The following is a 5,244-nucleotide window of genomic DNA, read 5'->3' as shown; positions in this document are numbered from 1 at the left end:
GGTTTTTCTTATCGCTTTTTCCTCGATTAGACACTAACCATCACAAAAATACTCAGGTCATTGGGTGGTTAACCGTTCGTTGCTTTCGTTTTACTTTTCAGATTCCTAAAATGCACGGATAACGTTTAATATATGTGTCGTAGCAGATCAAAATGTTACCTTGCTTTTGGGTTTTTCTGCGCAGTGATTGCTAACTTTTCTTTACTGCGAGTGCTGCGCCATCACAAAATAACCAAATTATCCGTTTAAACATCTAGCTGCTATGATCACATATATGTTGTTGTCTACAGTGTTTTTTAATTTTGAAACTCACCATACTTGCTATTCTTTTCCAACCACAAGAAATATTCACCAAATAAAGTTCCCGAAAGTAATTCCGTTGTGATGTTTTCAACTTTTTCACCATTTATTGTGAGTCCAATACTTTCATTTTCTTCCAGGTTCTCCTCAATTTCACGTAAAAAGTTAAATGCGGTTGAGTCTAAAACATTTAGAATTATTCGCTTTAAAATTTCAGAATCCTTTTCACTTAAGCGATTTAAAAAATCAAATCTTTCATCCTGTAATTTTTGCAATTCTTTATCTAAGTTTGGATTTCGAGGTTTTTTCCAATATTCCTCAGAAGATATAGATTTTGCAAAATCCATACTTTTTGAAAAAGTCTCAAAATTTTCGTCTCTTAGTTTCCTTACAATTATTTCGGCAAGTTCTTTGTAGTTTTTTGAATTTTCCAATTGGTTAATAGTTAAGTTAGGAAATCTTTTTTTGCATTGTAGACAACGTTGCGTGTATGAATCGTTGTGGCTTTTAGCCACTATGATTTTATACACCTTGTTATCTGTAGTTTTTTATTTAAAATTTGTTCTTAATAATTCAATCAATTCGTTTGAGTCAATTGTGTTTTTATCGAAAAACCTTAAGGGTTCTCTAACCTTTGGATATTCATCAACAAATTCAATTCCGTCAATTTCTTTAAGGTCAAACTTATTCATCGATTTGAGAAATGATTCTTGGTTAACTCCCCAAAACTTTATGTATTTAGATTCGGGAACGAAAATTTCGATCAATTCAGAATCCGAATGAAAAATCATTCCAATATCGATAAACGTATCAGAAATAATTTCGGTCTTATATTTAGAAAGAAAGTCAATAGTTTGATTTCTGTCAGAATATTTTCCGTATTCAGGGTCACAATCGGAATGATTAAAAATCAATGAAATTTTATCTGGCATCTGTTTGCTCAATTCAAGTATCAAATCCCAAAGTTTTGAGTTATCAATATTAATTTCAGCGTAGAATTTAAAAGCTAATTCTTTGTTTTCAGGATTATTATCTTTTGGTAAAATTTTGAATCCTTCCACAATTTTTGCTGTTTCTCGTAGTTTTAAACGTTCACTTACTGATGAATTCATAGGAACTTCATCAATTTCAGGAGCTCTTAAAGTTTTCGGTAATTCCAAAGATGGTTTCATAAATTCTATCTAAATGATTTCAGTTTTTTAAATTCAGCAATTATAGAATCATCAATGCATAATTTGTTAAGTTTTGCGTTTATTTCTTCCTCATATTGATTCGAGGTAATTCCATTTTTTATTAGTTCCAAATTAGAAACAAGTTCTTCCATCTCTACAATGATGTTTTGATTGGTGATACTTTTTTCTTCGGAAGTTCCTATTCGCTGAAGATGATCTACATCACCTCCAACTTTTTTATACAATTCAATATGATATTTGGTTATAGTCATTGCAATTACAGATAACGTGTTTGTGTATGATTTCGTTGCGTGTTTCAGCAACCAATTTAGCAAATACAAACCGAATAGAAAATCCGAGAGGATTTTCGCAAGTAGGCGAGTACTAGCAATGAATTATACACGGTGTTAGGCACAGTTTTTTTAGAATCCGTAATATTTTCCAATTGCTTCTGCTAAAAGACTTCCAGCTGCTCCAATGCTAACATTCCATCCTCCATCAACAGCTTTTCCAAGCATTTTTTTAGTCCATTCACTAACTTTTTTGCCAAATGTTTTATTATCAGGATTTGGCTCTTCAGCGTCGATAATTTCAACTAATTCAGCAGTATCCTCTTCCGATACTCCGTTTTCTTGTAAATATTTTACAAGTTCATCTTTACTTCCTTTTGTAATATTAATTTTGGCGTCAATCTTTGCTTTATCTCCAGTGTTTATGATATTGCCATCTCCTGATGTTGTGATATTATTTGTTGTCATATATTGTAAAATAGTTTTGTTATTAGTTTCTCTTTCTTGATTATAAGTATTCAATTCAATTTCATAACCAAATTGTTCTGCAATTTCCATTGAAAAAGCTAAAAGGTTAGTTCTGACAGTTTCTATAATTCCTAACATTTTACTGCTATTACCAACTAACCTTGCACCTGTCAATTGCATTCGAGCAGTACTCCTGTATAATTTAATTGCGTATGGTTGGATTCGAGGTAATAACTGTAAAGGAATTGGAAATTTCAGTTCATAATTACTGTCTTTTTCGCTTAATTTTGAACTCATATTTTCTATTTCTCGTATGCTTTCAAAAACGGGAATATAACGACAAAATTCCTGAATATCTTCATCAAGTCCTGCTATAGGCAATTCCTTATTTGGATGGCTGTGATATCCAGCTTGAAAATCAACGTACAATCTTGAGCCAATTTGTCTATAATCAGGTAAAGTAGAATCTGCGGAATATCCTTTTATTTCATTCAGAGTATATTCAGTCAATTCCTTGTTTTTCGTAATACGACCAAAATAATTTAGTTTCATCAATGGGTTTATAAGACTTTTGTCAGCGTCTATTAAATCATTAATTACATCATTAATTACAAAAGTGTTATTTGTCTTTCCTGTCATTTCTGTCAAATTGTGCCTAACGTTTTATATATGTGTCGTAGCAGGGCAAAATGTTACCTTGCTTTTTGATTTTTCTTGCGCATTGGTTGCTAACTTTCACTTTTTGCAAGCATTGCGTCTTCATAAATATACACAAACCAATTGATTGATTCCTTTGCTGCTATGGCACATATATATTGTTGCCCACAGTTACTTTTATTTGTTCAACATTTTTATTTACTTCATTATTTTGATTAAATTCAAGTCGATCAATAGCTATTCCACATTTTTCTTTTTGTATTTCTTCATCGACAACTCGATCCAAAAAATCAATTTCATTGGCACTTACTCCATAGTAATCAAATATCAGAGTGTCATATTTTTTAAAGTCACATTTAATGGCTAATGCTTTGCTTTTCCCAGTTGTAAGATTGTTGAGCTTTTCCTTAGGATCCAATTCCAAATATTCCCATATAATTTTTGAATTAGTACTGTCCATACTGAGTTTTTTTGATATATAATTCTCAACAGTAAGCGGTTTTATATATCTCCGAAATAAACTTTCTTTATATCTTTTCGACCATTTAGCTCCTGGGATTACCTCTTCGAAATGACTTAATAATCCATATCGGAAACTATGAACTAAACTATTTCCTTTTGAATCAAAATTCGGAACGCATAACCTAATTAATCTCCCAAATTTCATGTCAAATTTAGGAATTGGAATTCCCTTATGTTTAAATTTTTGATTTTGGTATTTTAGGTTGGTCATAATTGTGGGCAACGTTTAATATATGTGTCGTAGCAGGGCAAATTGTTACCCTGTTTTTCGATAAATCTGCGCATTGATTGCTAACTTTTCCTTTTTGCAAGCATTGCGCCTTACCAAAAATACAACAACCAATCGATTCATCACTTAGCTGCTATGATCACATATATGTTGTTGTACACTGTTTTTATTTTTTCATTATTTGTCCCACGTACTTTTTGTGGTTTTTGTATCCGTTATTCTCTGGATTATTCAAATCAATCATTCCGCCAATTCCAGAGTCATAAATCTGCCAATTATACTTTTTAGCCAATGCGATCAATTCGAAAAGTCCATTTTCTCCATACAACGAAAGCATAAAATTACTAGAATGCTGATTATAGGAAAAGAAGTCAATTGTGAAGTTCTTTCCTATAATTTCTCTATGATTATCATCCTTTTTTATTCTTTCAAACGAGTTTTCTAAAATTCCACTAAAGTCAGTCGGTTGAAGTTGAGTTTCGTCCAATTCCGCAACTGATTCTATTTTTTGGTTTGAATTAAAAAGTACAATGTCCCAACTCATTTGTAATTACTTTATGGATTTAGTTTTTTGTCCAACTGTTTAATTTTATTTGCTTGGTCAGTTGTCAAATCAGTTTCTGTTTCAGATACTACGTAAGTCAGATGGTCAAATGCACAGCCATATTCATTTTTTTCTAAAAACTCAGAAATAATTTCTTCACAATCCAGAATTCCAGCACTTTCTATTTCCTCAGATGCGATTCGACCTTTCCATTGGTCGTTCAAAACATTTTTAGTTAAATCTCTAATCTCATTTTTTAAAGATTTTTCGAAAATCGGTTTAAATTTCATTGTGGTTTTGTCAAATAGTGTACAACGTTTAATATATGTGTCGTAGCAGGGCAAAATGTTACCTTGCTTTTCGGTTTTTCTGCGCATTGGTTGCTAGCTTTTACTTTTTGCTAGCATTGCGCCTTACCAAAAATACAACAACCAATTGATTGATCACTTTGCTGCTATGACATCATATATCGTGTTAGCATATGTTTTTTTCTATTAAAAAGTATAATATTCCGATAATTAAAACCGGAAGACTTGTCAAGTTTGCTGTGTACCAAGCATAGAATAAACCGTTTTTAGCATTTCCGTTATTCTTTTTCCAAATTCCATCAGATAATTTTCCCCATTGTACTTGAAAACCTTCTTTCTTGAACACTTTTCTATATAATTCGATAGTTCCTTTCGAGATTAATACTGTCAGGAAAGGGGAGAAAGTCATAAGTATGCAATTCAATTTACATAGATAATTCCAGTTCAATAGTTCTATTATCACTCCCAGAAAACCTATTGCAAATGTTAATTTAATATATCGCTTAAAATATTCATTATCTTTTAGATCCTCAGTAAATGTTATAATTGCGCAGCTAAGTAGTAAATAAATTATTATGACTATATAAAAATATACTTTGGAAAGATCCATTTTTTTGAATATATGCTAACGTTTAATATATGTGTCGTAGCAGGGCAAAATGTTACCCTGCTTTTCGGTTTTTCTGCGCATTGGTTGCTAACTTTTCCTTTTTGCAATCATTGTGCCTTCATAAATATACACAAACCAATCGAT

At 31.5% G+C, this 5,244-nt stretch carries 8 protein-coding genes; all 8 read right to left on the bottom strand.

Annotated features, from left to right (window positions below; genetic code table 11):
• Positions 1–296: 296 nt before the first annotated feature.
• Positions 297–734: a hypothetical protein gene (locus ABD077_RS25020; RefSeq protein WP_343914932.1), complete on the bottom strand. Its 438-nt coding sequence runs from the start codon at positions 732–734 to the stop codon at positions 297–299.
• 114 nt (positions 735–848) lie between these two features.
• Positions 849–1,472 (bottom strand): hypothetical protein, encoded by a 624-nt coding sequence (locus ABD077_RS25015; protein WP_343914931.1) that lies wholly within the window; start codon positions 1,470–1,472, stop codon positions 849–851.
• A gap of 5 nt (positions 1,473–1,477) precedes the next feature.
• A complete protein-coding gene (locus ABD077_RS25010) occupies positions 1,478–1,744 on the bottom strand; it encodes a hypothetical protein (protein WP_343914930.1) in 267 nt (88 codons plus the stop codon).
• Between the two features lie 150 nt (positions 1,745–1,894).
• On the bottom strand, positions 1,895–2,869 hold the full coding sequence (locus ABD077_RS25005) for an AbiTii domain-containing protein (RefSeq protein ID WP_343914929.1): 975 nt from the start codon (positions 2,867–2,869) through the stop codon (positions 1,895–1,897).
• 160 nt (positions 2,870–3,029) lie between these two features.
• Positions 3,030–3,620 carry a hypothetical protein gene (locus tag ABD077_RS25000; RefSeq protein WP_343914928.1) on the bottom strand — a complete coding sequence of 197 codons (591 nt, stop codon included), beginning with the start codon at positions 3,618–3,620 and terminating at the stop codon, positions 3,030–3,032.
• A gap of 184 nt (positions 3,621–3,804) precedes the next feature.
• Positions 3,805–4,182 carry a hypothetical protein gene (locus ABD077_RS24995; protein ID WP_343914927.1) on the bottom strand — a complete coding sequence of 126 codons (378 nt, stop codon included), beginning with the start codon at positions 4,180–4,182 and terminating at the stop codon, positions 3,805–3,807.
• Between the two features lie 11 nt (positions 4,183–4,193).
• Positions 4,194–4,559 carry a hypothetical protein gene (locus tag ABD077_RS24990; RefSeq protein ID WP_343914926.1) on the bottom strand — a complete coding sequence of 122 codons (366 nt, stop codon included), beginning with the start codon at positions 4,557–4,559 and terminating at the stop codon, positions 4,194–4,196.
• Positions 4,560–4,656: 97 nt separating this feature from the next.
• A complete protein-coding gene (locus tag ABD077_RS24985) occupies positions 4,657–4,899 on the bottom strand; it encodes a hypothetical protein (RefSeq protein WP_343914925.1) in 243 nt (80 codons plus the stop codon).
• Positions 4,900–5,244 lie beyond the last annotated feature (345 nt).

Source organism: Aquimarina litoralis (genome assembly GCF_039523995.1).
Classification (GTDB): domain Bacteria; phylum Bacteroidota; class Bacteroidia; order Flavobacteriales; family Flavobacteriaceae; genus Aquimarina; species Aquimarina litoralis.
The sequence above is the reverse complement of the archived record's forward strand: the minus strand, read 5'-3'. Positions and strand labels throughout refer to the sequence as shown.

Excerpts from the sequence above, each read along its gene's own strand:
- ABD077_RS25005 (WP_343914929.1), bottom strand. The coding sequence starts at position 2,869 with ATGACAGGAAAGACAAATAACACTTTTGTAATTAATGATGTAATTAAT.
- ABD077_RS24995 (WP_343914927.1), bottom strand. The coding sequence starts at position 4,182 with ATGAGTTGGGACATTGTACTTTTTAATTCAAACCAAAAAATAGAATCA.
- ABD077_RS24990 (WP_343914926.1), bottom strand. The coding sequence starts at position 4,559 with ATGCGCAGAAAAACCGAAAAGCAAGGTAACATTTTGCCCTGCTACGAC.
- ABD077_RS25000 (WP_343914928.1), bottom strand. The coding sequence starts at position 3,620 with ATGACCAACCTAAAATACCAAAATCAAAAATTTAAACATAAGGGAATT.
- ABD077_RS25010 (WP_343914930.1), bottom strand. The coding sequence starts at position 1,744 with ATGACTATAACCAAATATCATATTGAATTGTATAAAAAAGTTGGAGGT.
- ABD077_RS25015 (WP_343914931.1), bottom strand. The coding sequence starts at position 1,472 with ATGAAACCATCTTTGGAATTACCGAAAACTTTAAGAGCTCCTGAAATT.
- ABD077_RS24985 (WP_343914925.1), bottom strand. The coding sequence starts at position 4,899 with ATGACTTTCTCCCCTTTCCTGACAGTATTAATCTCGAAAGGAACTATC.